Origin of the sequence: Dysgonomonas sp. Marseille-Q5470, from assembly GCF_951230145.1 — a bacterium.
Classification (GTDB): Bacteria; Bacteroidota; Bacteroidia; order Bacteroidales; family Dysgonomonadaceae; genus Dysgonomonas.
In genome coordinates, this window is record NZ_CATNVE010000003.1 from 563035 (window position 1) to 588376 (window position 25342).

General features: G+C 37.1%; 23 protein-coding genes and 1 tRNA gene. 13 read left to right on the forward strand and 11 right to left on the reverse strand.

Going from position 1 to position 25342, the window contains the following annotated elements; translation table 11 throughout:
• Positions 1–109: 109 nt before the first annotated feature.
• From QOX35_RS08365 to QOX35_RS08410, 10 genes are all read right to left on the reverse strand, one after another.
• The gene (locus QOX35_RS08365) at positions 110–517 is read right to left on the reverse strand and encodes a GFA family protein (RefSeq protein ID WP_283686556.1); all 408 of its coding nucleotides are present in this window, start codon (positions 515–517) and stop codon (positions 110–112) included.
• Between the two features lie 93 nt (positions 518–610).
• Positions 611–1084, reverse strand: coding sequence for a GNAT family N-acetyltransferase (locus tag QOX35_RS08370; protein ID WP_283686557.1), 474 nt, complete (start codon positions 1082–1084; stop codon positions 611–613).
• A 63-nt stretch (positions 1085–1147) separates the two neighbouring features.
• Entirely contained in the window at positions 1148–3430 is a 2283-nt protein-coding gene (locus tag QOX35_RS08375) for an NADP-dependent malic enzyme (protein ID WP_283686558.1), read from the reverse strand.
• A gap of 175 nt (positions 3431–3605) precedes the next feature.
• Entirely contained in the window at positions 3606–4619 is a 1014-nt protein-coding gene (locus tag QOX35_RS08380) for a S41 family peptidase (protein WP_283686559.1), read from the reverse strand.
• A gap of 18 nt (positions 4620–4637) precedes the next feature.
• The gene (locus tag QOX35_RS08385) at positions 4638–5339 is read right to left on the reverse strand and encodes a glycoside hydrolase family 25 protein (RefSeq protein ID WP_283686560.1); all 702 of its coding nucleotides are present in this window, start codon (positions 5337–5339) and stop codon (positions 4638–4640) included.
• Positions 5340–5435: 96 nt separating this feature from the next.
• Positions 5436–5984: a dTDP-4-dehydrorhamnose 3,5-epimerase gene (rfbC, locus tag QOX35_RS08390; RefSeq protein ID WP_283686561.1), complete on the reverse strand. Its 549-nt coding sequence runs from the start codon at positions 5982–5984 to the stop codon at positions 5436–5438.
• Positions 5985–6038: 54 nt separating this feature from the next.
• On the reverse strand, positions 6039–6902 hold the full coding sequence (gene rfbA, locus QOX35_RS08395) for a glucose-1-phosphate thymidylyltransferase RfbA (protein ID WP_283686562.1): 864 nt from the start codon (positions 6900–6902) through the stop codon (positions 6039–6041).
• Between the two features lie 198 nt (positions 6903–7100).
• Positions 7101–7556, reverse strand: coding sequence for a ribose 5-phosphate isomerase B (rpiB, locus tag QOX35_RS08400; protein ID WP_283686563.1), 456 nt, complete (start codon positions 7554–7556; stop codon positions 7101–7103).
• 18 nt (positions 7557–7574) lie between these two features.
• A complete protein-coding gene (locus QOX35_RS08405; protein ID WP_283686564.1) occupies positions 7575–9602 on the reverse strand; it encodes a transketolase family protein in 2028 nt (675 codons plus the stop codon).
• 113 nt (positions 9603–9715) lie between these two features.
• Positions 9716–10906: an L-serine ammonia-lyase gene (locus QOX35_RS08410; protein ID WP_135104114.1), complete on the reverse strand. Its 1191-nt coding sequence runs from the start codon at positions 10904–10906 to the stop codon at positions 9716–9718.
• Positions 10907–11516: 610 nt separating this feature from the next.
• Between QOX35_RS08410 and QOX35_RS08415 the strand changes: the two genes are divergently transcribed.
• The 6 genes from QOX35_RS08415 (at position 11517) to QOX35_RS08440 (ending at position 18527) form a co-directional block, all read left to right on the forward strand.
• The gene (locus tag QOX35_RS08415; protein ID WP_006842760.1) at positions 11517–12806 is read left to right on the forward strand and encodes an MFS transporter; all 1290 of its coding nucleotides are present in this window, start codon (positions 11517–11519) and stop codon (positions 12804–12806) included.
• A gap of 314 nt (positions 12807–13120) precedes the next feature.
• The gene (locus QOX35_RS08420) at positions 13121–15247 is read left to right on the forward strand and encodes a Tex family protein (protein ID WP_283686565.1); all 2127 of its coding nucleotides are present in this window, start codon (positions 13121–13123) and stop codon (positions 15245–15247) included.
• A 106-nt stretch (positions 15248–15353) separates the two neighbouring features.
• Positions 15354–15527 (forward strand): BF3379 family histone-like protein, encoded by a 174-nt coding sequence (locus tag QOX35_RS08425; RefSeq protein WP_006842762.1) that lies wholly within the window; start codon positions 15354–15356, stop codon positions 15525–15527.
• 115 nt (positions 15528–15642) lie between these two features.
• On the forward strand, positions 15643–16440 hold the full coding sequence (locus QOX35_RS08430; protein WP_283686566.1) for an inositol monophosphatase family protein: 798 nt from the start codon (positions 15643–15645) through the stop codon (positions 16438–16440).
• Positions 16441–16575: 135 nt separating this feature from the next.
• Positions 16576–17334, forward strand: a complete 759-nt coding sequence (locus QOX35_RS08435; protein WP_006842764.1) for an NYN domain-containing protein — start codon at positions 16576–16578, stop codon at positions 17332–17334.
• Between the two features lie 146 nt (positions 17335–17480).
• Positions 17481–18527 (forward strand): carbohydrate porin, encoded by a 1047-nt coding sequence (locus tag QOX35_RS08440; protein ID WP_283686567.1) that lies wholly within the window; start codon positions 17481–17483, stop codon positions 18525–18527.
• Positions 18528–18704: 177 nt separating this feature from the next.
• Here the strand turns inward: QOX35_RS08440 and QOX35_RS08445 are convergent, their stop codons facing one another.
• Positions 18705–19820 carry an AAA family ATPase gene (locus QOX35_RS08445; protein ID WP_283686568.1) on the reverse strand — a complete coding sequence of 372 codons (1116 nt, stop codon included), beginning with the start codon at positions 19818–19820 and terminating at the stop codon, positions 18705–18707.
• 572 nt (positions 19821–20392) lie between these two features.
• Here QOX35_RS08445 and QOX35_RS08450 point away from each other — a divergent pair.
• The 7 genes from QOX35_RS08450 (at position 20393) to arsM (ending at position 25321) form a co-directional block, all read left to right on the forward strand.
• A tRNA-Ser gene (locus QOX35_RS08450) sits at positions 20393–20477 on the forward strand.
• A 269-nt stretch (positions 20478–20746) separates the two neighbouring features.
• The gene (locus tag QOX35_RS08455) at positions 20747–21811 is read left to right on the forward strand and encodes a site-specific integrase (RefSeq protein WP_283686569.1); all 1065 of its coding nucleotides are present in this window, start codon (positions 20747–20749) and stop codon (positions 21809–21811) included.
• A 372-nt stretch (positions 21812–22183) separates the two neighbouring features.
• Positions 22184–22504 carry an ArsR/SmtB family transcription factor gene (locus QOX35_RS08460; RefSeq protein ID WP_026625803.1) on the forward strand — a complete coding sequence of 107 codons (321 nt, stop codon included), beginning with the start codon at positions 22184–22186 and terminating at the stop codon, positions 22502–22504.
• Between the two features lies 1 nt (position 22505).
• Positions 22506–22970 (forward strand): GNAT family N-acetyltransferase, encoded by a 465-nt coding sequence (locus tag QOX35_RS08465; RefSeq protein WP_026625802.1) that lies wholly within the window; start codon positions 22506–22508, stop codon positions 22968–22970.
• 73 nt (positions 22971–23043) lie between these two features.
• Positions 23044–23469 (forward strand): arsenate reductase ArsC, encoded by a 426-nt coding sequence (locus QOX35_RS08470; RefSeq protein WP_026625801.1) that lies wholly within the window; start codon positions 23044–23046, stop codon positions 23467–23469.
• Positions 23462–24496, forward strand: coding sequence for an ACR3 family arsenite efflux transporter (gene arsB, locus QOX35_RS08475; RefSeq protein WP_026625800.1), 1035 nt, complete (start codon positions 23462–23464; stop codon positions 24494–24496). The genes QOX35_RS08470 and arsB overlap by 8 nt, the downstream gene beginning before the upstream one ends.
• 15 nt (positions 24497–24511) lie before the next feature.
• On the forward strand, positions 24512–25321 hold the full coding sequence (arsM, locus tag QOX35_RS08480) for an arsenite methyltransferase (RefSeq protein WP_283686570.1): 810 nt from the start codon (positions 24512–24514) through the stop codon (positions 25319–25321).
• Positions 25322–25342 lie beyond the last annotated feature (21 nt).

Consider the following 25342-nt stretch of genomic DNA (forward strand, 5'->3'; position numbering starts at 1 on the left):
AAAATATTCCATAAATTTAACAATTTCTCTCCAATCTTCACAAAAAGAGTTAGATTCTTTGTTCTATTTCCAAACAAGTACTTAATATTTTATGAACGACTTATATCACTTATAATGGGAGCTCTTCAAATATTTGAATTTTGTGTAAATCATTATCCCAATTAGCCTTGTGCGAAAAATATATATGACCTTGTGGGACAATAGAAATATTTGTATCAAGGCAGCCTGCGGGAACAACAAGCAAACTTCCATGCATCTGAATATTTGGAAGTGCAGAGCCGCAATCGAGGCAGAAACTTTTAATATGTCCTGATGATTCGAAATCAAAGGTCTTAATGTTGTCTTCTCCTGATAACCATATTAATTTAGCTGTCGTAGAAAATAAGTTTGCAGCATGGGCAGAGCCTGTATCTTTACGACAATATTCACAATGGCAGAGGAAGAAACGTTCAAAAGTCCCTATTATTTCAAACGCAACTTTACCACATAAGCAGGTTCCTTTATGCTTTTTATTCATATTGATTTGTTTTGTGTAAAGCTAACAATTTCCATGAAATCTTCACTAAAAATAAACCTCAGTTATTACAAATTCAATTCAATTCAATAATACTTATAAGCATTGTCGTATGTAATAATTATTATCTAAGTCATAAATATAACCGTTAGCTAAGAGAGCTTTGCATGACGCTACATTTTCTTGTTCCGGCTGAACTATTATTGCCTCTGGATTTTTGTCCCGGATTATTTTATTTGTAAGAATTCTCACAATTTCTTTGCCATATCCTCTCCTTAGAAAATTTTCTTCTCCAATCAAATAATCAATACTATATATTTTGTTTGGACATTCCACCGAATACCAATCTTCCTTGGCGTCAAAGCAATCATAAAATTGACAAAATCCAATTGGCTTATCACTTTCAAGAACAATATAGTGAGATAAGAAGTTAAAGTTTCCTTCTCTTTCTTTCATTTCATGAATCCATTCATCAGCATCATGGTACCATTGCAGGATATAATCCTTATGTAACCATTCGCTTAATAACTCGATGTCCGAATCTTGTACCGGAGTTAAAGTCAGTTGCATTCTTTTTCTTATGATCAGTATAATATAGCTTTTTACCCTTCAATATTTCCCGAAGTAACATACTTACTTATTTTGTAGGCTGTTTGCAATTGCATCTACAACAGCTACGGCCGTTAAGTTGACTATGTCTCTTACTGAACTTTCTATATCTGTAAAGTGGACAGCTTTGCGCAATCCCATCTGAATTGGTCCTAAGCTTTCACCTGCAATACCCAACTCCATCAATAGTTTACTGGATATATTGGCTGAGCTTAAATTGGGGAATATCAATGTATTTACATCCTTTCCTTTAAGTGTGTTGAATGGGAATGCTTTATCTCTTAGCTCTTTATTCATTGCAAAATTCAGCTGCATTTCTCCATCAATATTATAATCCGGATAATTTTCATGAAAATATCTTACTGCATTTGCTATACTTTTAGGGCTTCCGTTATCATCAGCTCCGTAGTTGGAAAACGAGAGCATTGCAATCACCGGCTCTGTAGAGAAATATTGTACAGTGTCGTGTGCCAGTTTTACTATTTCGATCAATACATCTTCTTCCGGCCAACGATTAATAAGTGTGTCAGCTAGAAAATAAGGGCCTCTTTTTGTTTGTACAATATGCATGGCTGCAAAATGTTTATACTGAGGTTTTAATCCGATGACCTCCAATGCTGTTTTTGCAAACTCACGGTAATGGCTATATATCCCTGTGATAACGGCATCAGCATCGCCTGTCTCTACCATCATCATTCCGAAGTAGTTGCGGTCACTCATTTTTTCGAATGCTTCTTGGTAGCGGATACCTTCTCTCGACTTCTTCTCGCTCAATAGCTGAGCATAGCGTGCTCTACGTACATCCTCTGAGATATTTCTGTGATTTATTATTTTTATTCCATTGAGGTCAAGTCCATTCTCTTTGGCTATATTCTGTATTCGCTCTTCGCTGCCCAGTAAAATAGGTTCACACAGATTGTCTTTATACGCAATGATGGCAGCTTTTATAGTATTAACGTGGTTCCCTTCACAATATACAACACGTTTTCTTTCGCTTTTGGCAAGAGCTGTCAGACGGTGGATTAGCTTGTTGCTGTATCCCATCATCTCAGATATCCTGTTTTGGTACTCTACCCAGTCGGTGATTGTCTTTTGAGCTACTCCACTCTCTATTGCGGCTTTGGCTACGGCGGTGGATACTGATGTTAATAGCCTTGGGTCTAGTGGTTTAGGTATTATATAGTCTTTTCCAAAAGTCAATTTTTTTATTTCATAGGCTGAATTAATAACATCCGGAACCAGCTCTTTTGCAAGGTCGGCAATCGCTCTAGATGCAGCGAGTTTCATTTCCTCGTTTATCGTAGTAGCTCTTACATCTAATGCGCCTCTGAAAATGTATGGAAATCCCAAAACATTATTTACCTGATTAGGATAATCGGAACGGCCGGTAGCAAAAATAATATCATCGCGTGATTCCATTGCTTCTTCGTACGAAATTTCAGGATTCGGATTCGCTAAAGCAAATACTATCGGGTTGTTATTCATTTTCCGTATCATTTCCTTTGTAAGAATATCAGCAGTAGATAATCCTAAGAAAACGTCTGCTCCTTCGATCGCCTGTTTTAGCGTTGTAATATCGCTATCGATCGCAAATTCTTTTTTAGTATCTGTTAAGTTAGGGCGTTTGGTAGTGATTACACCTTTGCTATCGCACATAATGATGTTTTCTTTTTTCACACCAAATCTCATATACAGATTTGTACATGCGATAGCAGAAGCTCCGGCTCCATTTACTACAAGTTTTATTTTGGATATATCTTTATTCGTTATATCTAATGCATTTATCAAAGCTGCTGCAGAAATGATTGCTGTGCCATGTTGGTCGTCATGCATTACCGGAATATCAAGCTCTTCTCTTAATCTTCTTTCTATTTCGAAACATTCGGGCGCTTTTATATCCTCAAGGTTAATACCCCCAAAAGTAGGAGAAATTGCCTTGACTGTTTGGATGAATTTTTCAGGATCTTTTTCATCCACCTCAATATCAAAAACATCAATACCTGCAAATATTTTAAATAAGAGCCCTTTGCCCTCCATAACAGGTTTGCCTGCAAGTGCACCAATGTCGCCTAACCCAAGTACTGCTGTCCCATTCGAAATAACAGCAACCAGATTCCCTTTGGTCGTATATTCATATGCCAACTGAGGTTCTTTTTCTATTTCGAGACATGGCTCTGCCACACCCGGAGAATATGCCAGAGACAGATCCATTTGAGTACTATGCGGCTTAGTAGGTACAACCTCTATTTTTCCGGGTCTCCCACTTCTGTGATATTTCAAGGCGGCTTCTTTTGTAACTTTAGGCATGATTATTAATGTTTTACAGGTTTGTAGATGAAATCTCTGCTTTATACAAAGTTATACAAAATGAATTTCAAAATATTTATATTTTAATAAATCATTTTGATCTTTATTATATGTTGTATAACACCTGTGTGGAGTTATATGTTTTGTAATTGGTTTGTATTTAGATTTTTTAATTTCAAAAAGATAGGTTTTCGCTAGAGCTTTTAATTGTTTCTTTAGCTTTTTCTATTATTGTGTCTATACCCTTGTCCATATCTGCTTCTGTCATGTCTATTTTAATGTCTGGATCGATTCCAAATTCCAGTTGATTCATTTCTGCATCCATGATAGGAGATGCAGAAAAACGTATAGACCAACCGTTCGGTAATTCTGAAGAAAATGGAAGTCCACTTCCTCCGCCGGTTTTGTCGCCAACTATAGTTGCATTGGGAGCATATCGCATAGCATTAACAAAATCATTCGCTGCACTGTAGCAACTACGATTTGTAAGTATAACCACTTTCTTTTGGTACTTGACACCATTTGTCGGTTCTACATATATTTCATAAGGTTTGGAAAAGTCATCGTGTCCTTTTCCAGTTTTATGTCTCATATAACCAACCAATGTTTTTTCGTTAAAGAAATGGGATGCCAGTCTATCGCTATTGGACATCAGTCCTCCTCCATTATCTCTCACATCGAGAATGATACCATCACATAGTGCAAACCGATCGAGCACTTGATTGATATTTCCTTCGCCGATACCACTTGAGAAACTACCATAATATATATATCCTATATTATTATCCAACAGCTTGTACTTAAGCCCTCCCGCAATACCATAATCTGTTCCGAGATAGTTTTTTTGTATCTTAGAGTCAAAGTTGTCAGCATAATCTTCAAACCATTTCCAATAACGAGCTACATTGTGCGAGGCTACTAGATTTACGTGTCCATCCTGTACCTCCGCAAGCATTTCGCCTAAGACAGCAAATAATGCATCGTTATCCATGTTTTCGCTTATACGTTGCGAATAACGATTATAGACTTCATTCCAATCTACGTCCTTATAATTAAAAAAGCAATAATGCTCATCCATAATTTGCCAAAGAGCCTCGAAGTTTCCCTTCTTTGAGCTCTCGAACTTATCTTCCTTAAAACAAGATGTAAAAAAGAAACAGGCGAATATGGCAATATATAGATACTTCATCAGCTTAATTTTGAGTGTTCAAGGTAGTAATAATTCTTTAAACTCGTTGAATGTATATCGATAGTAATTCAAATCAACATGCCCGTCTACTCCCGGTAATTCTCCTTTATGCGAAAATTGCCATATTTTCCAGTTATTAACATCGTCTGAAGGCTCGTTGTGTAGATCACACATCCATATAATATTCTTCGGAAAGTTACCTTTTATATATAGTTTATAACAATCTCTGTTGGTATAAATTATAGGATGAACTCCAAAATGTTCATAGAGCTTATTTTCCATTATTTTAAGCTCTTTGACAACAGTACCTACAAATTCTTTGTCTTTGCTATACGGGTTTGCCGGAGAATGTTCCACGTCTATAGCAGGAATCAGGTCTCCGCTATTAAATTTTGCTGTTTTAAGAAAATGTTTTGCCTGTTCTTCTCCCGATAAGGCAAACGTATAGAAATGATATGAGCCTACCTTTATATTAGACTTTCGAGCCAGATCATAATTGAAAGGATAATTCCGGTCTTCATGTGTCGTCCCTTCTGTCGATTTCAGATAAGCGAATGTTATATCTTGTTCCATTACATTATCCCAATTAAGAATTGGATTATGATGTGAAACATCTATGCCTTTCACAAAATATTTACTAGAATCGAAAGATTCGGGTTCTTCAAAAAATCCTTTAATAACGAAGAAAGCTGCAATACCTAAGCATACAGCTATACTCATTGACAGGATGTATTTCTTTAAATTACTTTTTTTAGATTTTCTCCTGTTTACCCTTTTCCGTATTGTTCTTTTTCGTACTGTTTTTGCCATTTACTCTTAGTCAAATAAAATAGCTTCGGATAACAATTTTCCGGCTTTATCTTTGGGTGATAAGATTAGTTCTTTCTCATCTATTCCCCAGTTGATAGCGACCGATGGATCACTCCATAGTAGAGACGCTTCATGTGCAGGAGCATATACGTTATCTACTTTGTAAGAAAAAATCGCTTCTTGACTAAGCACCAAAAAACCATGAGCAATACCTCTTGGCATAAATAGTTGCTTTTTATTTTCTTCTGTTAGCTCTACTGCCAGATATTGTCCAAAAGTAGGAGAGCTTTTCCTTAAATCAACTACAACATCCAGAACAGATCCCTTAAGTGCCCTAACTAATTTAGCCTGAGAATATTCTCCTATTTGATAATGTAATCCTCTTAGTACTCCACGAGTAGACTTAGATTCATTATCTTGAATAAAATCAATCTTACCGATGTGCTCATCGAAAAGATTTTTCTTATATGACTCCATAAAGTATCCTCTTTCATCATTAAATACTTTAGGCTCTATTACCCAGATTCCCTTGATGGATTGTTCCGTAAATTTCATTTTTCAGTATACTATTTCTTGTTGATATAATGTGTTTCTATTTTTATGCGATTTTTACTTGACCAAACTTAAGATATATTGTCCGTAAGCTGTTTTATCTAGTTTTTGCCCAAGGGCAGCCAGCTGATCATCATCAATCCACTTGTTGCGCCATGCAATTTCTTCGATACAAGAAACATAGAATCCTTGTCTATTCTGTATTGTTTCTACGTAGTTTCCTGCCTCTAGTAAGCTATCACAATTTCCTGTGTCAAGCCATGCAAAACCACGACCAAATAATTGTACTTCTAACGTTCCTTCTTCCAAGTAGCATTTATTTAGGTCTGTAATTTCATACTCACCTCTTGCCGATGGTTTTAAAGCTTTGGCCTTCTCTGTTACCGTTTTATCATAAAAATATAGTCCCGGTACAGCATAGTTTGATTTTGGCTTTTCGGGTTTTTCTTCCAGAGATAACACTTTTTTTGACTCATCAAACTCTACAACACCGTATGCACGAGGATCTTTTACGTAGTATCCGAATATACAGGCTCCGACTTCGATAGAGGCCGCTTTTTTTAGCATCTGCGAAAAGTTTTGCCCATGAAACATATTATCGCCGAGGATAAGGCAACCCGGCTCACCATCTAAGAATTTCTCTCCAAGAACAAAAGCCTGTGCAAGCCCGTTTGGAACCTCTTGTATCACATATTCGAATTTCATGCCGAGTTCTTCCCCTGTGCCGAGTAGCTCTCTGAACATAGGGAGATCACGAGGTGTAGATATAACCAATATTTCCCGAATACCTGCCAGCATAAGTGTTGATAGCGGATAATAGATCATTGGCTTGTCGTACACAGGCATTATCTGTTTCGATATTGCTTTAGAGAGTGGGAAAAGTCGTGTAGCACTTCCTCCGGCAAGAATAATTCCTTTCATAGTGTTTATGTTTATATAAATAGCAATACACAAAAATAGTAAATCTAGCGTATGATTCGAGTATATATCGAGAATAGTTTATTGTTGCATGCTCTTTTTGCCGATGTGACTATTTACTCAAAATAGAAGTTGAGAATATATAAAAAATAGAGGCACTCTAACGAAATGCCTCCATTTATTTTATTTACAATAACCAGATTAGATGCAAGGGATTTTGTCGATGCGTCTCTGATGTCTTCCTCCTTCGAAAGGAGTATTGAAGAAGGTTTCTACCATTTGAGAAGCTTCCTCAGGAGAAATCATTCTTCCCGGTAATGCAAGTACATTCGCATTATTGTGAGCTCTTGCTAATTGAGTTATTTCTACATTCCAGCAAAGCGCGCTACGTACTTTCTTATGCTTGTTCAATGTCATATTAATGCCATTGCCTGTACCACAAACAGCAACACCAAAATCACATTCGCCATTGTCGATAGCTGTTCCCAATTTATGACCATAGTCAGAATAATCGGTACTTTCTGTAGAATAAGTTCCATAGTCAATATATTTAACTCCTTGTTGATCAAAGAGGCTGATAATATATTGCTTTATAGAATATCCTGCATGATCGCTAGCCAATCCTATCGGTTTATCTCCTTGTATCGTAATTGTCATTGTTTTTTGTTTTTTATATTACTTCAGATATTCTTTGACCTGTTTATATACATTATCAGGTGTAAAGCCAAGTTTTTCGTCGAGAACTTTGTAAGGAGCGGAAAACCCGAAAGAGTTCATACCCCAAATTTTGCCATTGTCGCCAACGAGCCCTAGTAATGTCACGGGTAGGCCGGCAGTCAATCCGAACTTTTTCTTGTCCTTCGGCAATACGCTTTCCTGGTATTCTTTACTTTGTGTGCGGAATACTCCTTCGGATGGAACGGAAACAATACGTGTTTTTATGCCATCTTCTTTCAGTAGCTTAGCCCCGTCAACGAGAGTCGATACTTCCGATCCTGAAGCCAGCAGGATGATGTCATAGTTCGCATCTTCCTCCACTATATATGCTCCTTTCTCGGCTTGAAGAGCTTCTGCATATCGGTTTTCTTTTGCCGGCAGGTCGTTGATGTTCTGACGGGAGAAAATCAGACCGGTCGGGCTTGTTTGATTTTCCATGGCCATTTTCCACGAAACGGTTGCCTCCGTAACATCTGCCGGACGCAGTACCAGCATGGAGTTGTGCCCGTTGTGATTTTGCAATTTCTCCAACAGACGAATCTGGGCTTCCTGTTCTACGGGTTCATGTGTCGGTCCGTCTTCCCCTACACGGAAAGCATCGTGCGTCCAGATAAACTTAACAGGCAGTTCCATCAGAGCAGCCAGACGTATAGCAGGTTTCATGTAATCAGAGAACACAAAGAAGGTTGCACAAGCCGAAATGATACCGCCATGCAATGTCATGCCTATACACAGGCAAGCCATTGTCAGTTCCGATACCCCAGCCTGCAGGAATGCTCCTGAGAAGTCTCCTTTTTTCATGCTGTGGGTATATTTCAGGAAGCCGTCTGTTTTATCCGAGTTAGAAAGGTCGGCAGATGAAACAACCATGTTCTCCACTTGCTTTGCCAATACACCCAGTACGGTTGCCGATGCCGCGCGAGTCGCCTGATTAGGCTTTTGCTCTATGGCTGCCCAATCGATTGCCGGAGTATAGCCGCTGAACCATTTCTGCATTTTTTCGGCAAGCTCCGGATTTTGTTTAGCCCAGGCTTGTTTTTCGGCGTGTTTTTTTGCTACTATTTCTTCGAGTTCAGCCTTGCGTTTAGCATATAGCTCTTTTACCTCGGGGAAAATAACGAACGGATTTGTGGGGTCACCTCCTAGGTTTTCGATTGTTTTGTCGAAAGAAGCCCCGGCAGCACTTAAGGGTTGTCCGTGAGTCTCAGTCTCATTTTCAAAGCTTGAACCGTCTGCTTTAATGGCACCTTTACCCATAATTGTTTTACCGATGATAAGGGTCGGCTTTTCTTTTTCAGCTTTAGCTTCTGTAAGAGCGGCACGTATTTCGGAGGCATCATTTCCTTTAATGGTGATCACTCTCCATCCCCATGCCTGATATTTAGCGGCAACATCTTCTTCGGTTACTTCTTTTGTTTTTGTAGATAGCTGTATTCCGTTCGAATCATAGAACATGATCAGGTTATCAAGTCCCAGGTGTCCGGCCGTACGCCCTGCTCCCTGCGAAATCTCTTCCTGGATACCTCCATCCGAGATGAACGCATATATGGTATGATTCATACGCTCACCAAAACGATGTTTTAAGAATTTGGCAGCTATTGCGGCTCCTACGGCAAAAGTATGTCCCTGCCCCAGTGGTCCTGATGTATTTTCTATTCCGCGGTTGATGTCTCTCTCGGGGTGTCCTGGAGTAACGCTTCCCCATTGACGGAATTGTTGTAAGTCTTCGAGTGTGAATTTTCCAGTCATGCACAATGTGCTGTAAAGCATGGGTGACATGTGTCCGGGATCGAGGAAAAAACGGTCACGACCTTCCCATGTCGGGTTTTGCGGATCGTAAACGAGAAATTCAGAGAATAAAACATTGATGAAGTCTGCTCCACCCATTGCTCCCCCAGGGTGACCTGACTTCGCTTTTTCAACCATTGAAGCCGACAGTATACGAATATTGTCTGCCGCACGGTTAAGTAAATCGATTGATGTCATAGTGATATGGTTATTTGTAAATTGATTTCACTTACAAAAGTAATGAAATATACATGTATATTAAAATAATATTCAAAAAAGACAAATATTGCCTCTCTGCTTAATTCTTTTTACTAATCAAGGTTTATTGCTAGTCCCCCCATTGATGTCTCTTTATAGAGGCTCGGTAAGTCATGTCCGGTTTGTTGCATCGTACGAACAACTTTGTCAAAATTAATAAGGTGTTTTCCATCCGATAACATTGCGAACGAACAAGAATCGAGGGCTCTGGCAGCAGCAAAAGCGTTTCGTTCAATACATGGGACTTGCACCAACCCGCACACGGGGTCGCAAGTGAGTCCCAAATGGTGTTCCAATCCCATTTCGGCAGCATACTCTATTTGCTGAGGTGAGCCTCCGAATAGTTGACAAGCCGCACCCGCTGCCATTGCGCATGCTACTCCAACTTCTCCCTGACAGCCGACCTCTGCGCCCGATACCGATGCATTTGTCTTCACTATATTGCCTATAAGTGCTGCTGTAGCAAGGGCTCTTACTATTTTTTGATCACTGAAATCGTGGTTTATTTTTAGGTGATACAATACCGACGGAAGAGTTCCGCTTGATCCACATGTAGGTGCCGTAACAATTACATTGCCACTTGCATTTTCTTCCGACACAGCAAGTGCATAAGAGTATATCAGTGCCCTGCTTTTCATTGAGCCTTGATATCCTTTAGCTTTTATGCTATACATAGAGGCTTTTCGTTGCAATCCCAATCCTCCGGGAAGCAATCCTTCTGCGTCGATACCTCTGTGTATTGCAGCTTCCATTGTTCTCCATACTTCCAGAAGATAATTATATATTTCTTTGCCTTCGGTATCTTCTACATATTCCCAAAATGTTTTGCCTGTTTCGTGGCACCATTGAAGGATTTGCTTCATTGTATTTTTGTCGTACAATTTTTCCTTATTTACTTTACTATTCCCATCCGATAGGTCACCTCCGCCAATGCTGTATACAATCCATTCTTTTACGGGTTGACCTGCTGCTATAGCTTCGAATTTCATACCGTTGGTATGGTATGGCAAAACAATCTCAGGCTGCCATATAATTTCTGTAGGGTAGGGCAGTAAGGTGTTTGTGATAGCTACATCCGTCATATGACCTTTTCCTGTAGCTGCAAGGCTTCCGTATAATGTAACTCGGAACGATGTCGCGTCCTTATTTTCTTCTTTAAATATCAAAGCTGCTTTTTGTGGAGCCATTGTGTGGCTACTCGACGGGCCATGTCCGATTTTATACAAATTGCGAATCGATTCCATAATATTTATTTATAAGCTATAACAATTCTTCTTTTCTACTGTTCAGTTCTTAGTTAGAACACAAAAATAGCAATATTAAATATTGTTAATCCTATAAAAGCTGGAATTAAGATATTTTACTATTATTCCTGTTTTTATAAGAATTCTCAAAGAGTAAGTTTTTATGTCATTTGTATATTTTTTTGTTATGATTAACGGTTGGATTAAAGTTAATGGTTTGATAATCTGTTAGTCATTCTTAAGGTGTTTTGGCGTTGGATACAAAAAGACATAAATAAACAGGAACTTGTCGGCAATATGATATAAAAAGAAATGATATTTTGGTCTAAAAATACATGTTGTACAACACGTTTTTTTATGAATGACAGCTGAAAAGAGATAAGTATTTTTACATCGATTTTATACAATAACAATCTTCACTTAACCTAAACGACCATGAGTTTTTGGATACTAACCATATCCAAATGAGAATCAAAGGGTAATTGAGTTTTGTTTAGTTTAATTACTCTTTGAATTCTCAGAGTTAAGTGCAGAGATCGACCTAAAGAAGAATGAAATTTGACTAAAACTATAAAAATAAAACAATCTAACTAAATGTAAAAACTTAATCATGAGTAGTACGGAGAAAAAAAATTACTTGTTACCCATCATTGTGATGATCCTGCTTTTCGGGATGGTCTCATTCGTAACAAATCTAGCAGCGCCGATGGGTGTTGTTTTGAAAAACCAATTTGGAGCTAGTAACGCCGAAGGTATGCTAGGTGTGCTTGCTAACTTTATAGCGTATGCATTTATGGGTATTCCTGCTGGTATCTTGTTGAAGAAAATCGGATACAAGAAAACAGCACTTATCGCTATCGTTGTTGGTTTCGTTGGTATTGGTATTCAATACTTATCAGGAGGAGCCGGTAGCTTTGCTATATACCTGATTGGTGCATTTGTTGCAGGTTTCTCTATGTGTATGTTAAATACAGTAGTAAACCCTATGTTGAACACTCTTGGTGGAGGTGGTAACAAAGGTGGTGCATTGATACAAACAGGAGGTACTTTCAACTCATTGTGTGGTACATTAGTTCCTGTTTTAGTGGGTGTTTTCGTTGCTGACGTGACAAAGGCTAACATTAAAGATGTATACCCTGTTATGTATATTGCTATGGGTGTTTTTGCTTTCGCTTTTATTATTCTGGCATTGGTTCAGATTCCGGAACCTCATATGGAAGTGAAGAAAGCAATTGACAACGTAAAAGACAAATATAGTGCATTATCTTTCCGTCACTTTGTATTAGGTGCGATAGGTATCTTTGTATATGTTGGTGTTGAAGTTGGTATTCCAGGAACATTGAACTTATTTCTTGCGGATAAATCGATTGCAGGTTTGGATGCAACATCAGCAGGTTTTGTAACGGGTACATATTGGTTCTTGATGCTAATCGGACGTTTCTTCGGAGCTTCTATTGGAAGTAAAGTATCAAGTAAGTCAATGCTTACTGTTGCAGCAGGTTTAGGCCTTGTATTAGTTTTATTAGCGATCTTCCTTCCTATAACTACAAAAGTGTCAATGCCAGTATTCCAAAGCATTAACGGTAGTCTTTCATTCGGTATGATGCAAGTGCCTATCAATGCAATGTTCTTGGTATTGTGTGGACTTTGTACTTCTGTAATGTGGGGTGGTATCTTTAATCTTGCAGTAGAAGGACTAGGTAAATATGTAACAACAGCATCGGGTATATTCATGACATTAGTTTGTGGTGGAGGTATCTTACCACTTCTTCAAAACTTCCTAGCTGATAGCGTTGGTTATATGGCAAGTTACTGGGTAGTATTTGTTGGATTGGCTTATCTATTATATTATGCTGCTATCGGTAGCAAAAATGTAAATACAAATATTCCTGTAGAATAATAATACTGGATATAAAATATATTATAAAAGCCTGCTGAATCATTTAGCGGGCTTTTATGTTTTTATTCTTATGGATAATTATCTTATAATAATACGGATTGCTTCTTATACCAACTCATAAGGAGCTATATTTAACGTATTATTTTTATTCAGCTTAACTTATGATTCATTTTTTATTTAATCGCTTTATATTTTATATTTGTATTGTTAAAATTGAGATCGTATTATAGAAAGGTGACAAATAAAAATGAGTAGAAAGGTGTTACTTTTTAACAAAAAGCTGAAGAATAAAATATATTGAAATAAAGAAAACTATGTCAATTAAAAGTATAATTGCTTCGACCTTAAATATTAAGGAGTCTCAGGTGTCGAAAACTGTGGATTTACTCGAATCGGGTGCTACAATACCTTTCATCAGTCGTTATCGTAAAGAGGTAACCGGAGGTCTTGACGAAGTTCAGATAACTGCAATAAAAGAGCAGAATGATAAACTAAATGAGCTCGTAAAACGTAGGGAAACAATCTTAAAGTCGATAGAAGAGCAGGAAAAGTTAACACCTGAACTGAAAAATCGCATAGAGAATTGTTGGAACTCATCGGAACTTGAAGATATTTATTTGCCATATAAGCCAAAACGCCAAACACGAGCTGAAATAGCAAGGAAGAAGGGTTTGGAACCTTTAGCGAATATTATTATGCTTCAGCAAAGGATTGATGTGCAGTCTAAGGCTCAGGCTTTTGTTAAAGGGGATGTCAAGGATGTAAAAGAAGCTATTGCTGGAGCATGTGATATAATTGCCGAACAGATAAATGAGGATGAATATGCCCGTAATTCTATTCGCAACCTTTTTCAGCGTGAGGCAGTTTTAACATCAAAAGTTGTAAAAGGAAAAGAAGAAGAAGGGGATAAATATCGAGATTATTTCGATTTTTCAGAAAAGCTGAATAAAGTTCCTTCTCATAGAATATTGGCTATACGCAGAGGTGAATCGGAAGGTTTTCTCAGGGTAAATATTGCACCCGACGAGGATGCCGCCTTAGAGAGGTTGGATAAACGCTTTCTGAAAGGAGATAACGATAACGAAGCAACGAACTATGTTGCTGATGCAATCGAAGATGGTTATAAACGCCTCTTGAAGCCTTCGATAGAAACAGAGTTTGGCGCCTCGTCGAAAGAGAAAGCAGATGAAGACTCGATACATGTATTTACCGAAAATCTCCGCCAATTACTGCTTGCTGCTCCACTAGGAGAAAAGAGAGTATTGGGTATCGATCCCGGGTATCGTACAGGCTGCAAACTAGTGTGTCTTGATGCCGAGGGAAATTTGCTTCACAATGAAACTATATATCCACATCCTCCTCAGAAAGAAATGTCTAAAGCAGGGAGTAAGGTGGTGAAATTAGTAACGACTTATAATATAGATGCTATTGCCATAGGAAACGGAACAGCAAGCCGTGAGACAGAGCACTTTATTACAAATCTTCGCTATGAGAAAGAAGTGCAGGTGTTTGTTGTCAGTGAGAACGGAGCATCTATTTACTCTGCGTCAAAGGTTGCAAGAGAAGAATTCCCTGATTATGATGTTACGGTAAGAGGGGCAGTGTCGATTGGTCGCCGATTGATGGACCCGTTGGCCGAACTTGTAAAAATAGATCCGAAGTCGATTGGAGTAGGTCAATATCAACATGATGTGGATCAAACTAAGTTGAAAAAATCATTGGATCTTACCGTAGAAAGTTGTGTAAACCTTGTTGGAGTAAACGTAAATACTGCGAGTAAGCACCTTTTGACCTATGTTTCCGGTTTGGGGCCTGCTTTGGCTCAAAATATTGTAGACTATCGTGCTTCTAATGGAGCGTTCCGGTCTCGTAAAGAACTGATAAAAGTGCCTCGTATGGGTGAAAAGGCTTTTGAGCAGTGTGCCGGATTTTTGAGAATAGCGGGAGCAGAAAACCCTTTAGATAATTCTGCCGTGCATCCTGAAAGCTACCATGTAGTAGAAAGTATGGCTAAGGATCTTAAGTGTACGGTAAAAGATTTGATCGATAATAAGGACTTGAAGAAGTCTCTTAAGCTTGAAAAATATGTATCGGGTAAAGTCGGTTTGCCAACATTAAATGATATAATGGATGAGCTGGATAAGCCCGGACGTGATCCTCGTAAGGGTATTAAGGTTTTTGAGTTTGATCCGAATATAAAAACGATAGAGGATCTCAGAGAGGGGATGACATTGCCGGGTATTGTGACTAATATTACAAACTTCGGGTGCTTTGTGGATGTAGGTATAAAAGAAAATGGTTTGGTTCATGTCTCAGAACTGGCTGACCGCTTCGTTTCCGATCCGACAGAGGTTGTTTCGTTACATCAACATGTGGAAGTCAGGGTATTGTCTGTTGACACATCTCGAAAAAGAGTACAACTATCAATGAAAACGGCATAAAATAACAAGAAAATTATGTTTTTAAGCCTATTTTTAAACTCTGGTTCGTTATAATTGTTATTAAAATCAGATTATCTTTGTCTGAACTTTTTAAATAGAAAAACAAATGAAAAATTTAGTAGAAAAATTAAATCAAGATTTTGCCGCATTCTCTAAAGACGCAGCTTCACAAATCGAAAACGGTAATAAAGCAGCTGGCCAACGTGCTAGAAAAATTTCACTTGACATAGAAAAAGCTCTAAAAGAGTTTCGTAAACAGTCAATTGAAGCAGCTAAATAAAAGCATAATGCAATATTGCACGGAGGCTGTCTCATATTAGATTTGAGATGGCCTTTTTAATTTATTAGCTTTAGATGTTAATTATATTATTGCTTCTATAATTAAGGGTTAGATTATGAATTTAGAATTTCTTACATCAGAAGTCTGCAAAATAGCTAAAGAAGGAGGGCACTTTTTAGCACAAGAAAGGAAAACCTTTCGTAAGGATAGGGTAGAGGAGAAAAATGCACATGATTATGTTTCGTATGTTGACAAGGAAACAGAAAAGCTATTAGTTGCCAGATTGTCACAGCTTCTGCCTCAAGCGGGGTTTATTACGGAAGAAGATACTGTTGCGTTTGAGAAGAAAGATTATTATTGGGTTATCGATCCTTTGGACGGTACTACCAATTATATACAAGACAACGCCCCTTACTGCGTGAGCATAGCTCTGACTAGTGATACCGAAATATTGTTAGGTGTGGTTTACGAAGTCTGTAGAGATGAATGCTTCTATGCTTGGAAAGGTAGTAACTCTTTCCTGAATGAGACCCAAATACACGTTTCTGATACGGACAATATGGGGCAAGCTTTTATCGGCTTAGACCTTCCTTATAATGCAGGCGATTACAAATCGGTCGTTAATCATTTGATGGATTCATTGTATGGGAAGGTTTCGAGTGTGCGGATAAATGGTTCAGCTGCTATGTCGATGTGTTACGTTGCCGCAGGGAGGTTCGATGCGTGGGCTGAAGCATATATTAAACCGTGGGATTTTATGGCAGGGGCATTAATTGTGCTTCAAGCAGGAGGGGCTGTTACAAATTTTACCGGTAGTTCTTTATTCAGGAAAGGGCATGATATATTGGCATCCAATTCATTGCTTCATAATGATATGTTGGAACTACTAGCTCCATTTAAGGATTCTTTGTGATTGTTTTATTTGTTTTAAAGAAAACAGCATGTTAAGAATATTATGCTACAATTGAGCTTATTAGTAAGATAAGTTTTATAAATTTGAACTATCAATATACAGATACGCTATACTTCGAAAGCTAAATTAAAATATATGATAGAAAAGAGAGATTTAAACTTGGCTGTACTTATCGATGCCGATAATGTGCCTTACTCGAATATAAAGGGCATGCTTGATGAAATTGCTAAAATAGGTGTGCCAACTATCAAAAGAATTTATGGGGACTGGACAAAGCCTAGCGTTTCGGGGTGGAAGCAACCTTTGTTGGAGCATGCAATAACTCCAATACAGCAATATAGTTATACAACAGGTAAGAATGCTACCGATTCGGCAATGATTATCGATGCTATGGATATTTTGCATGGTGGTCGGGTTGATGGTTTCTGTCTGGTATCCAGCGATAGTGATTTTACGCGTTTAGCCGTGAGGCTGAGAGAGTCCGGTATGCAAGTAATAGGTATTGGAGAAAAGAAAACGCCTAGTCCATTTATTGTAGCTTGTGATAAGTTTATTTATATAGAGATTATACGAGATTCAGATGATAATAACGAAACGGAGTCTCCTGCGTCTACAGTTAAGAAACAACAGGAAAAGACTGTTGAACCTGTAAATAAAAAGTTGATAAATCTATTAAAGAGTACCATTAGAGACCTTGCCGATGATGATGGGTGGGCTTACTTGGGTGATATGGGTAATCTCGTTATAAAGAAGCGTCCTGATTTTGATTCACGCAATTACGGCTTTTCAAAGCTTGCCGCCTTGGTTAAAGCTCAAAGTAAGCATTTTGAAATGGATGAACGCAAGAGCGAAAAGGGACATTCGCGTTTGGTATTTGTTAAAATAAAGGAGTGATTTTATATTCTCGCTCTTTATTTATTATTAATACTATTCGCCTCTATTAAGAATAATATTAATTTTTTATATGTTTATTGGGCTGTTGTTTAGTCTGAAGAATATATCTTCGCACCCTGAATATGAGAATATTTAAAAGCTGCACAATGAAGAAAATTTTTATTATATGTATGTCTTTGTACTATTTTATCTCAATTTGGGGACAAGATCAAATACTAAAGTATGAAGTAAACAATGTAGGAGAACTACAATACAATATAACAGATGCCCGCGAAAAAGATGTGAAATATGTGAATTTATTGAGCATGGAGGCTTCCCTTAGAACAGATAAATGGTGGAAAAACGGATCGTTTGATATTGCATTTTGGTCGGTAGGAAGAACATTTTCTCACAATATAGCAAATGATTTTTTAACCTTTTCCAATATAGAAGAAGATAACTTTTGGCTTGTATGCTCAAAATTTGGTTATCAGCAAACCTTCGGGGACTTTAGTTTGTTTGCAGGGATACGAAATATGAACTTAGATTATTTTAATAGTCCGTATTCTTCTTTCTTTACAAATAGTTCGGCAGGAATCTTTCCCACCATCTCTATCAACTATAGTGTACCAAACTATCCACTTGGAGCTATCGGATTGCATACAGAATATACGAAAGGAGTTATTAATGTCAAAAATTCATATTATAATAATTTAGATAATGTAAATAAAGCATTGATTTTTAACTTTAAATTTAATCCAAAGAAATATGGATTCGTCAATATCACTCAATTTGCATATATGCCTTTAGATGGGTTTTATGCAGCAGGGGTGGTTTTGGATAAACTCCCCGAAGAGTCTTTAAGATATTCATTGTATATGTTGACCGAACAATCTATATTGCAAACAGATAAACAAGAACTAGGAATTGTTGCTCAGTTAGGATATGCCCCAAGGAAAAGCAACGAATGTTATTTATACTACGGGGTGGGAGTCGTTATGAATAATTTATTCGGAAGAAAAGGACAGGATACTGTCGGATTAAATGTTTTCAGAGCAAATACTTCACAGGGAGCAGAAACGGCTTTGGAAATGTCATATAAATATATAATCACTTCACATATTTCGATTCAACCCGCATTGCACTATATACATAGACAGGGTAAAGATGATTTGGTTGGACTTCTCCGTGGAAGCTTTACTTTTGGAAACTAAGGTTATTACTTTTTTTTGATACTGTCGAATATATCATCAGTCTTAACTTGTGAAAAGTATAAATTTCATTATCTCTTATTTTCGAGATAATCAGAATAAAATATAGGTATAGATATTCTATACCTATATTTTATTTTTCTTTATCTAGTCTTTAAAGTATTTTAATCATCGAATTTACTATTCTACAATATATTCTACTTCATGAGCTTCTACCAATTGTGGGATTTCTAACTTTTGTAGCATTTTATCCAATACTTTTTCAGGTAAAAGATCCTCTCTATTTAGATTTTGAGCACGCCATTTGGCGTAAGACTTTTCTAAATATACTATTTTGACTTTTGCATCATATAAAGTAAAAAGATCTACTAATTGTTGACGCATTAGCCGTGTAATATTAGTTGCATTCCAGATGAAATTTTGTCCTTTTCGAAGATATACGCGAGCTTGTTCTTTTGCTTCTTGAACTACTTTCCCTGTAGCAGATCTATCTGTCGGGCTTAATTTATACTTTTTGCGAATAGCATCGAGGCTTATAACCGGAATATCTGTATTTAAAGATTGTATATAGTGATCTTTTCCCATCCCTGGTAGACCTGAAAGTATCGTAACTTCACTTTTGAAGTTATCAAACGGAACATAGCCGATATATCCGTCTATCGAGTCGAAATATTGAAATCGTGCATTCGGATTTTCAAACTCTAAAGCTTTTCCCCAACATTCCTGCTCTTTACAAAACAGTTCAAAAAGCTCAAGAGATTCAAGTAATTGTGGTAAGTTATTACATATTCTACCTTTGGCATCAGCCTCGGCTAGTGTTTTTAATTGCGAAGTGCTTATCCTTAAAGACACTTCATGGATCTTTTTTGCAGGTTCTACTTTTTCTAATAGCCAAAGAGGCAGGCCATGGTAACGTACAAAGGATGCAATTCTTTCACGGATATGAAACGGTGTAGGGACATCTCGAAATAAGACTGTACGTGCTGTATATTCTCCTCTCCGAGCATGTCCATTTGCTGATACCTTGCCAAAACCTTCGTCAAGAGATGTTGAACGTTTTTCTACATCATGTAATAGGGCACTTACCCAAAGTATTTCTTGATCTTGTTCCGATAGGGATTTGTATTCTTCCGATTTCGTCAATTCATCTAAGACCATCTGTGTATGAGTTGCTACGTTACCTTCTTTATGATGTATCTTATGTTGCGGAACTTCTTTCATATCCTCTACCCAATCAAATTTTTTTTCAAGGGTATTCCAACTTTTATCTTGTGTTAATTTCCAAATTTTTTCCATAATTTCTAGTTTTATTCAGCCGGAAGAGTCATTCCCTTATTAACGGGCTTCATCTCAAACTGACATTTCTCGTTTTTTTATTGTGAGCCCAACGGTCATTTGTTTTTTAGATTTCTGTTCAATATATATAAGATTTAGGTTGCCATTACATATAGTTCTATAAAATGAAAAGACATACAGAATCATATCTTTGTGAAAATATAATGCAATTGTTTTAGTTAATAAAATGTATAATAAATATAGCCCGTGAGGTAAGACTCAAGAAGGAATAATAAAAGGAAAGAATTCCAGTATCTATTCTATACTGAACAATTACATGACTTTATTTTCTGAAAAATGAATAAATTGATTCTTACAAAGGTATAAAGATTTTTTAACTAAACAAAATTGATCTAAGGCTATAATAATAGAACAGTATCTCGAATAAACTCTTTAAAATTCCCAATTAATAAATGTTGATACTGAGCTTGTTGTGAAAAACGTATATAAAAGTTGATAGAATTGTTTGTGGAAACAAAAAAAAGACATACATTTGCATCGCTTTAGAGGAAATATCGATAAGCAAAAATATTGGAGAGATGGCAGAGTGGTCGATTGCGGCGGTCTTGAAAACCGTTGAACTGCGAGGTTCCGGGGGTTCGAATCCCTCTCTCTCCGCGGAAAGGCTAAGACAAAAGAAGCCAAAAATAAGGAAAGTCCTACAAATCAGTGATTTGTGGGGCTTTTTCGTTTATCCCCGTTTCATATAGAAGCCATAAAAAAGCCATTTTTTGACATAGCTGCGTAACCTATTCGTAACCTATTGTCAGAAAATCAAAATAGGTTACGATTTGTCTGATTTAGGCAGTTTAAAGTCCATTTTTGGAAGTCTGTATTTATCTCATTATTTGATTGTTGAATGTATTTTTGAAATTAAATTTTGAGTTATGAAAAAGACCACATTCAGTATCCTTTTTTATGGAAAAAAGAATGGATTAAAAGCAAACGGTAAGATGCCGCTTATGGGACGAATTACCGTGAATGGAAAATCGATCCAGTTTGGAACAAAAGTTGATGTTGATCCTAAATTATGGAATGTAACGGCAGGTAAACTTGTCGGAAAAACACGGGAAGTCATTAACACAAACTCAGTGCTTGACAGTATCAAGGCTACGATGACTAAGATTTACAGAGAACTACTGGAAAGAGAAGTTTCTGTTACCCCTGAACGTATTAAGAATATCTTCTTTGGTGTTGAAATTCAACAGCAGATGCTGCTTGACCTTTTTAGGAAGCATAATGAAGATGTTGAGAAACTGATCGGCATAAATAAAAGTAAGGCTACTTACCAAAAGTACGAAGTTACCAGAAAACATCTGACTTCTTTCATCAAAGAGAAATACAATCGATCGGATGTTGCCTTAAAAGAGATCGACTTTATTTTTATAACTGATTTTGAGGTTTACCTCTTGACCACAGCTGGATGCAATCCGAATACAACAGCTAAATTTATGCAGTTTTTTAAACGAATTGTTATTATAGCCAAGAATAATGGGTGGTTAAAGAGCGATCCGTTTATAAATTATAAGATCAGGATCAAAAAAGTCGATCGGGGTTATTTAACACAGAACGAGATAGAATCCATCATTAACAAGAAGATAACGATAAAGCGCCTGGATCAGATTCGGGATATTTTTATTTTCTCCTGTTTTTGTGGGTTGGCTTATATTGATGTGAAAAATCTGCGGAAAGAAAATATTCGTATCTCTTTTGATGATAAATTATGGTTAATAGGTAAAAGAGAGAAAACAGGGGTGTCTTTTACTATTCCTTTACTTGATATTCCTCAGAAGATACTGGATAAATATGAGGGAGCATTATCTGATGATCGTGTACTTCCGGTTCCAAGCAATCAAAAGGTAAATGCGTATTTGAAGGAAATCGGTTCTTTATGTGGAATTGATAAGGAATTGAGCTTCCATGTTGCAAGACACAGTGAAAACTTTTTTTAGCTATTAATCAACAGATTACACGACCTTCGTTTTAAAACAGGTAACGATTTAGAAACCAGCTTAGTTCTTAGATATGCTTAATTTCCTCAATATATAAAGAGCAACTTATCTTTTGTAAAGATATAAAATTTTCGTTTTAGAGAACTGAATTTCTTAGATTTTCATCTTCAAATAGAATTTATGTAGTAGTAAAAAAATGATACTATATAGTCAAAGTTAAGATACTAAAAAACTTTTCCTCTTTCGTTACTCTTTGAAAACTTTAGATTAATATCTGGATATTTCTCTCTAAGATAATTTACAAAATAAACATTCGCAATCTTGCGAATCCGATCTTTATTCGTATATTTGCGAACAATAAATATCGAGTCTATGTCAAAGAAAGAATTAACAGCCGATCAGGAGCAATTAGCACGCTTTGCTAAAGCATTAGGACATCCTATTCGTATTGCCATACTTGAAATGCTTGCCAATGAGTCATGCTGCTATCATGGCGATATGTCAGAGGTGTTACCGATTGCCAAAAGCACGCTGTCACAGCATCTGAACGAACTGAAAGATGCAGGATTGATTCAGGGAACAATTACATTACCCACCGTGAAATATTGTATCAATAACGAGAACTGGAATAAAGCCAAAGAACTGTTTAGTGGCTTTTTTACCCAATTACAGAAAACAGACGATATTTGCTGATATGATGGACATCAGGTTTGCAACAAAAAAGGATATCCCTGCTATTAAAGAGCTGTTTCGTTCAACTATCCTTTCAGTCAATCTGAAAGACTATACACCCGAACAGGTCGGATGCTGGGCTGCAAGAGGAGAAGAAGCGAGTGTATGGGAGGAGCGGATAAATGAGCAATACTTTATACTTGCTGAGGAAAACGATACGATATTAGGGTTTGCCGCCTTAAAATTGTCAGGATATTTAAATTCTATGTTTGTCCATAAAGACTATCAGGGCAAAGGGATTGCAACATTCTTACTTAAAAAGATTGAAGAATATGCACGGTTGAAAGATATTTCAGAAATAACTGCTGATGTCAGTATTACAGCCGAGCCTTTCTTCTCAAAAAAAGGCTATGTTATTCTGGAACAACAGACCGTTTGCATTGGTATCTCCATGACAAACTATAAAATGTCAAAAGTTTTATCCTGATATTTTTTTAAGAGATATATTCGTTATTCGACGAAATAGGAACTGTTAGTGTAAATACGAAATTATAAACAATATGAGAATTTTAATTCTATGTACGGGAAATAGTTGCCGCAGCCAGATGGCTCATGGATTTTTACAATCATTCGATCCTTCATTGTCTGTTTATTCCGCAGGGACAAAAGCAAGCGGAAAAGTAAACTCAAAGGCAATAGAAGTCATGCAGGATGCAGGTGTAGATATTTCGCACCATACATCCGATAGTGTAGAGCAATATATGAATGATGAGTGGGACTATGTGATTACTGTTTGCGGTGGAGCAAATGAAAGCTGTCCTGCATTCTCGGGAAAAGTAAAGAACCGTCTGCATATCGGCTTTGACGATCCTTCCGAAGCTACGGGAACAGCCGAATTTATTCAATCCGAGTATATCAGGGTAAGGGATGAAATCAAAATAGCTTTTTATGAATTATACACCGATAAGATAAAAGGTCATGAGTAAAAAGAAAATGAGTTTCTTAGATAAGAACTTAACACTTTGGATATTCCTTGCGATGGCTATCGGTGTAGGATTGGGATATTTTATACCTTCTTTCAGTAACTACATAGATTCCATGTCGAGTGGGACAACAAATATTCCTCTGGCAATCGGTCTTATCCTGATGATGTACCCGCCATTGGCAAAAGTAGATTACAAACAACTGCCAAAAGTGTTTTCTAACGTAAAGATATTATCTATTTCGTTAATTCTGAATTGGATTATCGGGCCTGTCTTAATGTTCTTACTTGCCATTCTTTTTTTACGCGATTATCCTGAATACATGGTTGGGGTTATTCTGATAGGTCTTGCACGATGTATAGCGATGGTGCTTGTATGGAACGACCTGGCAGAGGGCAATACGGAGTACGGTGCAGGATTAGTTGCCCTGAACAGTATTTTTCAGGTATTCTTTTACAGTTTTTATGCCTGGATATTTGTAACAAAACTTCCTCCCTTATTCGGATTTGAAGGGGCAATCGTGGATATATCCATAGGTACAATAGCCGAAACAGTCGCTATCTATTTGGGTATTCCTTTCCTGATAGGTATTCTAAGCCGTTTGATATTGGTTAAAATAAAAGGGGAACAATGGTATAAGGATAAGTTTATCCCTGCAATTTCACCAATTACTTTAATCGCTTTACTATTTACCATTGTATTAATGTTTAGCCTCAAAGGTGAACTGATCGTACAAATCCCATTGGATGTAGTACGGATAGCCATACCGTTATTAATCTATTTCGTGGTGATGTTCTTCCTCAGCTTCTTTGCGGGCAAATTAATGGGTGTATCTTACGATAAAAACGCTTCAATCGCATTTACAGCTACAGGTAATAACTTTGAACTGGCTATTGCAGTTGCAATAGGAGTCTTCGGCTTGCATAGCGGGCAGGCTTTTGCAGGCGTAGTAGGCCCATTAGTTGAAGTGCCTGTACTTATACTTTTGGTAAACATTGCCTTTTGGCTAAGAAAGAAATATTATAAATAAAATAACACTTTTAATATGAACACGAACGAAGAAAAGAAAGCTTTGGTAAAACAGAGATATAGCGAACTGGCTTTGAATAGCGATGCTTTAAAATCCGATTGCTGTTGTGGAACGAATCCTGCTACTCCTTCAAAAAAGGTCTTTACGATCATGAGCGAAGATTACAGCGGGCTTAAAGGGTATGAAGTAGATGCTGATTTAGGTGTAGGCTGTGGACTACCTACTGAGTATGCAGGCATTAAAGAAGGTAATACAGTTTTAGACTTAGGCTCAGGTGCAGGTAACGACTGTTTTATAGCCAGGGCAGAAGTCGGAGAAAAAGGAAAAGTAATCGGCATTGACTTTTCGCCACAAATGATAGAAAAGGCACGAAAGAACGCAACAAAGCGAGGGTATACCAATGTCGAATTTATTGAAGGAGACATTGAAAATATGCCTTTGCCTGCCAATTCTATTGATGTAGTAGTAAGCAATTGTGTTTTAAATCTGCTACCCGAAAAAGATAAAATATTTAAAGAAATATATCGTGTATTGAAAAAAGAAGGTCATTTTTGTATCTCTGATGTTGTGCTGAATGGCGTATTCCCTAAAGAGTTTACAGATAATGCTTCCTTGTATGCGGGTTGTATTGCCAGTGCGATACAAAAAGACGATTATTTGGGTGAGATTGAAAAGGCTAATTTTGCTGATATAAAGATTGAACGAACAAAAACAGTTGTCATTCCAGAAGATGTTTTACAGGAGCATTTGGATGAATCGACGATAGCTAAATACAAAGCTGGTAATGTCGGCATTTATTCGATTACTGTGACAGGAATAAAATAGCAAAGTTTAAAGAAAGAGATT

What these genes read in the sequence shown, in the direction of transcription:
- QOX35_RS08430 (WP_283686566.1), top strand. Translation starts at nt 15,643, where the DNA reads ATGAATTTAGAATTTCTTACATCAGAAGTCTGCAAAATAGCTAAAGAA.
- QOX35_RS08445 (WP_283686568.1), bottom strand. Translation starts at nt 19,820, where the DNA reads ATGGAAAAAATTTGGAAATTAACACAAGATAAAAGTTGGAATACCCTT.
- QOX35_RS08440 (WP_283686567.1), top strand. Translation starts at nt 17,481, where the DNA reads ATGAAGAAAATTTTTATTATATGTATGTCTTTGTACTATTTTATCTCA.
- QOX35_RS08420 (WP_283686565.1), top strand. Translation starts at nt 13,121, where the DNA reads ATGTCAATTAAAAGTATAATTGCTTCGACCTTAAATATTAAGGAGTCT.
- QOX35_RS08425 (WP_006842762.1), top strand. Translation starts at nt 15,354, where the DNA reads ATGAAAAATTTAGTAGAAAAATTAAATCAAGATTTTGCCGCATTCTCT.
- QOX35_RS08460 (WP_026625803.1), top strand. Translation starts at nt 22,184, where the DNA reads ATGTCAAAGAAAGAATTAACAGCCGATCAGGAGCAATTAGCACGCTTT.
- rfbA (WP_283686562.1), bottom strand. Translation starts at nt 6,902, where the DNA reads ATGAAAGGAATTATTCTTGCCGGAGGAAGTGCTACACGACTTTTCCCA.
- QOX35_RS08410 (WP_135104114.1), bottom strand. Translation starts at nt 10,906, where the DNA reads ATGGAATCGATTCGCAATTTGTATAAAATCGGACATGGCCCGTCGAGT.
- QOX35_RS08405 (WP_283686564.1), bottom strand. Translation starts at nt 9,602, where the DNA reads ATGACATCAATCGATTTACTTAACCGTGCGGCAGACAATATTCGTATA.
- QOX35_RS08415 (WP_006842760.1), top strand. Translation starts at nt 11,517, where the DNA reads ATGAGTAGTACGGAGAAAAAAAATTACTTGTTACCCATCATTGTGATG.
- arsB (WP_026625800.1), top strand. Translation starts at nt 23,462, where the DNA reads ATGAGTAAAAAGAAAATGAGTTTCTTAGATAAGAACTTAACACTTTGG.
- QOX35_RS08385 (WP_283686560.1), bottom strand. Translation starts at nt 5,339, where the DNA reads ATGAGTATAGCTGTATGCTTAGGTATTGCAGCTTTCTTCGTTATTAAA.
- rpiB (WP_283686563.1), bottom strand. Translation starts at nt 7,556, where the DNA reads ATGACAATTACGATACAAGGAGATAAACCGATAGGATTGGCTAGCGAT.
- QOX35_RS08465 (WP_026625802.1), top strand. Translation starts at nt 22,506, where the DNA reads ATGATGGACATCAGGTTTGCAACAAAAAAGGATATCCCTGCTATTAAA.
- QOX35_RS08370 (WP_283686557.1), bottom strand. Translation starts at nt 1,084, where the DNA reads ATGCAACTGACTTTAACTCCGGTACAAGATTCGGACATCGAGTTATTA.
- QOX35_RS08455 (WP_283686569.1), top strand. Translation starts at nt 20,747, where the DNA reads ATGAAAAAGACCACATTCAGTATCCTTTTTTATGGAAAAAAGAATGGA.
- QOX35_RS08435 (WP_006842764.1), top strand. Translation starts at nt 16,576, where the DNA reads ATGATAGAAAAGAGAGATTTAAACTTGGCTGTACTTATCGATGCCGAT.
- rfbC (WP_283686561.1), bottom strand. Translation starts at nt 5,984, where the DNA reads ATGAAATTTACGGAACAATCCATCAAGGGAATCTGGGTAATAGAGCCT.
- QOX35_RS08375 (WP_283686558.1), bottom strand. Translation starts at nt 3,430, where the DNA reads ATGCCTAAAGTTACAAAAGAAGCCGCCTTGAAATATCACAGAAGTGGG.
- QOX35_RS08380 (WP_283686559.1), bottom strand. Translation starts at nt 4,619, where the DNA reads ATGAAGTATCTATATATTGCCATATTCGCCTGTTTCTTTTTTACATCT.
- QOX35_RS08365 (WP_283686556.1), bottom strand. Translation starts at nt 517, where the DNA reads ATGAATAAAAAGCATAAAGGAACCTGCTTATGTGGTAAAGTTGCGTTT.
- arsM (WP_283686570.1), top strand. Translation starts at nt 24,512, where the DNA reads ATGAACACGAACGAAGAAAAGAAAGCTTTGGTAAAACAGAGATATAGC.
- QOX35_RS08470 (WP_026625801.1), top strand. Translation starts at nt 23,044, where the DNA reads ATGAGAATTTTAATTCTATGTACGGGAAATAGTTGCCGCAGCCAGATG.